This window comes from Gammaproteobacteria bacterium (assembly GCA_013001575.1).
Lineage (GTDB): Bacteria > Pseudomonadota > Gammaproteobacteria > Steroidobacterales > JABDMI01 > JABDMI01.
On record JABDMI010000100.1, the window covers coordinates 1 to 4,046 of the forward strand.

Consider the following 4,046-nt stretch of genomic DNA (forward strand, 5'->3'; position numbering starts at 1 on the left):
ATCGGCTGCAGCAGCCAGTCCTTCGGCATTGATGTCGGCCATCATTACCCGGGTTCCGTGATCGAGCAAGGCCCGGGAAATGGCTAAACCGATGCCTGAAGCAGCGCCGGTCACAAAGGCGGTTTTATTAATAAAGTCCGTCATAATTTTTTCTTTTTATTGGGGTTAATTAGAAGACACAGTATAGGGGATACAAAAGTAAAAATGGGGTGTGCGTAATATCAAAATATTTAGAGATCCTGAATCAAGTTCAGGAATTCGGGAACTGAGCCCTGTGTTTTATGTTCCATACCTTACCGCGGCTTGACCGCGGTATCCATACGCATTTAACTGGACCCCGCGGTTTAACCGCGGGGAAGTAAGACACAGTGCGATTAAAATTCGAATCCCTTGGAGCATCCAGGATGCAATCAAGGGTCTTGTCAGGATTGGGTGATCCTGAATTACGGACTGCGTTCTATCAGGAATTCAGGAGCTGTGCCCTGTGTTTTGTACCATACCTTACCGCGGCTTGACCGCGGTATCCATACTCATTTAACTGGACCCCGCGGTTTAACCGCGGGGAAGTAAGACACAGTGTGATTAAAATTCGAATCCCTTGAGGCACCCAGTATGCAATCGCGGGTCTTGTCAGGTTTGGGAGATCCTGAATCACGGACTGCGTCCTATCAGGAATTCGGAATTCGCTTTTTATGGCTATTCACAGGTTAAACCACGATTATGTAGGCTGGGTCGTATCATTTGATAATGTATACTTTGCCTGGGTGAAAACAATCCAAAATACAGTGCAGTGAAAGTATTAAACAAACAAAGAAAAGAACAATTGGCAAACAGTAAGTTCGGCAACTACCTCAAATACGCCTTGGGAGAGATCCTGCTGGTGGCGGTAGGGATACTCTTGGCAGTGGCGGTCAATAATTGGAACGAGGATCGTCAAAACTTCAAGGAACTGGAGAGCATCCATGCCATGGTTAAAAAAAATCTCGTCAGTAATATTGCGGCCATTGACAAGATTTTGGAAATTTATGCTTCAAGTGAAGTTTATTATCAAAAACACCTGGACGCCGAAGTGACTCAAGAGGATTATCAAAATAGCCCGGGCCTGGCATATCTGATCATGGGTTACCCCGAGCTAACCTTGAATCAGAGAGGTTATCGGCTACTGCAAAATTTCACCGCCAACTATGACCAACAGGAAAATGTTATTTCCGGCGAGATTATCGGCTTCTATACCGAGATGTTGCATGAGATAAAGGTGGATGACGAATTACGTGCCAACAATTTTCAGAAAAATTTCTCCCATTGGCAAACTTACCCGTGGTGGTCGGATTACATCAGTCAAAAAGACTACACCGGGTTCATTGATTACGCCCTGAATGACCAGGATTATAAGAATCGCATTGCCACGGCCGAGTTCATCAACTATAAAGTCTTCAAAAAGGAGATTGAGGAATACAAACAAAAAGCCCAGGCGCTGATTGATCTCATCCAATAAATATGACCACTCTCCACCCCAGCATTCAGAAATGGTTCGACGTTTGGGAATCCGGTAAGCTTGAAGAACTCCCGGTCACCGACGACTTTTCGCACACCAGTCCCTTTGGAACCATCGCCCCCAAGAGCGCCTATCTGGAGATCGTGAGCAAGAACCGCGCCGAGTTTCTGGGCAATGTGTTCACCATCCTTGATCAGATACAAGAAGGCAATAAACTTGTGGTGCGTTATGACCTTAGCAATAAAAATACCGGACTGGAAATGCGGGTGTGTGAATGCTATGAGCTCGAAGGCGATCTGATCAATGAAATACACGCCTATTACAATATCGGGAACGCCGAGATCAAGGCTTGAGCCTTAACAGAGCACGGACGTTGCTTCGCTGTGTAAGAAAAAACCTTGTCCCAGATCAATATTTATTACCAATAAATACCCTAGCGTAGAGATCGTGAAAGCTTGGCTTTCAATTAGCTAGAGGTGATTATGATGAAACTCAATGCAGCAAAACTTGCTTTATCCGGCGCCCTGAGCACGGCGATACTCTGGATACTGTGCAGCTTATTTGTGGTCTTTTCTCCCGACATGATGTGGAATATGACGGAGCACATGACCCATATGGATTTTCAGAGTCTCGGCCACGACATGAGCTGGACCATGAGCATGACCGGATTTATGACCGGTTTGATCGTGTGGTCCTTATGTAGCGCGGTTTTTTTATGGTTATTGGCCGTGATTTATAACTATATTATCGAGTAAATATTATATCGAGTAATTCATCCAAGTCTTTTCTTGGGCAATAACAATTCAATCTAGTATCGGGTCAATAGTTATTGGCCCGGTGTGTTTTTCCCGCATAATAAACCTCGGTACAGATTTCATTTCATAACAAGAATCGATATGCAAGATCATCAGCATTGTCATCCCGTTAAAACGTCCAGCGATCAAGACGCGACGGCATCCAGTCAATACGACAGCATTCCGGACGCTTACAGCGGTGTGGTGTATACCTGCCCGATGCATCCCCAGGTCAGGGCGACCAGTAACACGGGTTGCCCGATCTGTGGCATGGCGCTGGAGCCGGAAACCGTCAGTCTTGACGCCGGGGAAGATACCTCCGAACTGGATGACATGACTCGCCGTTTTTGGGTCAGTGCGCTGTTAACTTTGCCGTTGTTTGTGTATGCCATGGGCGAAATGATTCCGGGTCACCCACTGGAAAAAATTGTGCCCATGGGAATCGGTCAATGGATGCAATTATTCTTGGCCAGTCCGGTGGTGTTGTGGGGTGCCTGGCCGTTCTTTGTGCGTGGCTGGCAATCACTGAATACCCGGAATCTGAATATGTTCACCTTGATCGCCTTGGGCGTCGGGGTGGCTTTTTTGTATTCCTGTGTTGCGGTGTTTGTCCCGGATCTATTCCCGGATAACTTCCGAAACGCCGAAGGTCATGTGGCCATTTATTTTGAAGCCGCGGCCGTGATCACCACCCTGGTGTTACTCGGTCAGGTTCTGGAATTAAGAGCACGTAGTGCGACCTCGGGTGCGATCAAAGCCTTATTGCAACTCGCGCCACCCACGGCCCACATTATTCGGGAAGATGGTACAGAAGAAGAAATAGATTTGGCTCATGTGCAGTTGGGCGACAAGTTACGCGTGCGACCCGGGGAAAAGGTCCCGGTGGACGGTGAGGTGGTTGAAGGGCACTCCAGTGTGGATGAATCCATGCTCACCGGTGAACCGATACCGGTGGAAAAAATGTCCGGTGCCAGGGTGACTGGCGGTACCGTGAATGGCACGGGCAGTTTGATCATGACGGCAACCCGGGTTGGGCATGACACCCTGTTGGCCCAGATCGTAAAAATGGTTTCCGAAGCACAACGTTCACGTGCCCCGATCCAAAAACTGGCTGACACCGTTGCGGCGTATTTTGTGCCAACGGTAATTCTGGTCTCCATAGTGACTTTTATCGTGTGGGGCGTGTTTGGCCCACAACCGGCCATGGCCTACGCGATCGTGAATGCGGTGGCGGTATTGATCATCGCCTGTCCGTGCGCCTTGGGTCTGGCCACGCCAATGTCGATCATGGTCGGCACCGGCAAAGGAGCCAGGCATGGCATTTTGATCAAAAACGCCGAGGCTTTGGAAACCTTTGAAAAAGTTGATACCATCGTCGTGGATAAGACCGGAACCCTCACCGAAGGACGCCCGCGTTTGATGCAGGTCGATGCATTAGCGGGATTTGACCAGAATGAAATACTTCGTTTGGTCGCGTCCCTGGAAGCCGCGAGTGAACACCCGCTCGCCGCAGCGATCGTGCAAGCCGCCAAAGAACAAGGATTGCCGTTGTCCGAGGTCAGCAATTTCAATTCAATTACCGGGCAAGGTGCTCAGGCAAGTGTGGATGGGAAAATTATGGCCATCGGGAATGCCAAAATGATGCAAGGCGCGGGTGCGGATATTGCCTCCATGCAAACTCAAGCCGAGGCGTATCGTGCCACCGGACAAACGGTGATGTATGTTGCCATTAATGCTCAAGCGGCCGGCATGATCGG

The 4,046-nt window shown here is 48.8% G+C and carries 5 protein-coding genes; 4 read left to right on the forward strand and 1 reads right to left on the reverse strand.

What is annotated here, in order from left to right; genetic code table 11:
* A partial coding sequence (locus HKN88_08215) for an SDR family NAD(P)-dependent oxidoreductase (protein NNC98044.1) occupies window positions 1-144 on the reverse strand: 144 nt, incomplete at its 3' end.
* Between the two features lie 646 nt (window positions 145-790).
* Between HKN88_08215 and HKN88_08220 the strand changes: the two genes are divergently transcribed.
* From HKN88_08220 to HKN88_08235, 4 genes are all read left to right on the forward strand, one after another.
* Window positions 791-1,495 (forward strand): hypothetical protein, encoded by a 705-nt coding sequence (locus HKN88_08220; GenBank protein ID NNC98045.1) that lies wholly within the window; start codon window positions 791-793, stop codon window positions 1,493-1,495.
* 2 nt (window positions 1,496-1,497) lie between these two features.
* Window positions 1,498-1,848: a nuclear transport factor 2 family protein gene (locus HKN88_08225; protein ID NNC98046.1), complete on the forward strand. Its 351-nt coding sequence runs from the start codon at window positions 1,498-1,500 to the stop codon at window positions 1,846-1,848.
* Window positions 1,849-1,977: 129 nt separating this feature from the next.
* Window positions 1,978-2,250, forward strand: coding sequence for a hypothetical protein (locus HKN88_08230; GenBank protein NNC98047.1), 273 nt, complete (start codon window positions 1,978-1,980; stop codon window positions 2,248-2,250).
* 141 nt (window positions 2,251-2,391) lie between these two features.
* Window positions 2,392-4,046 (forward strand): heavy metal translocating P-type ATPase (locus HKN88_08235; GenBank protein ID NNC98048.1); only part of this gene is annotated, 1,655 nt, incomplete at its 3' end.

What these genes read in the sequence shown, in the direction of transcription:
- HKN88_08225 (NNC98046.1), top strand. Translation starts at nt 1,498, where the DNA reads ATGACCACTCTCCACCCCAGCATTCAGAAATGGTTCGACGTTTGGGAA.
- HKN88_08230 (NNC98047.1), top strand. Translation starts at nt 1,978, where the DNA reads ATGATGAAACTCAATGCAGCAAAACTTGCTTTATCCGGCGCCCTGAGC.